The sequence below is a fragment of the Extibacter sp. GGCC_0201 genome, from assembly GCF_017566055.1.
Classification (GTDB): domain Bacteria; phylum Bacillota; class Clostridia; order Lachnospirales; family Lachnospiraceae; genus Extibacter.
In genome coordinates, this window is sequence record NZ_JABFCH010000209.1 from 1 (window position 1) to 217 (window position 217).

The window sequence follows — 217 nt, forward strand, 5'->3', positions numbered from 1 at the left end:
TGACGTCTGTTAGCAACGCCTGCTGTATCAAGTGTACCACGGATGATGTGGTATCTTGTACCTGGTAAGTCTTTTACCCTGCCGCCACGGATAAGAACAACACTATGTTCCTGAAGGTTATGTCCTTCACCTGGAATGTAGCTTGTTACCTCGATTCCGTTGGAAAGACGAACTCTGGCGATTTTTCTAAGAGCAGAGTTAGGCTTTTTCGGTGTAG

General features: G+C 46.1%; 1 protein-coding gene. It reads right to left on the reverse strand.

The features are described 5' to 3' along the window. Window positions 1-217, reverse strand: a 217-nt coding sequence (rpsL, locus tag HJV72_RS19280) for a 30S ribosomal protein S12 (protein WP_208073492.1), incomplete at both ends; no start/stop codon positions are given.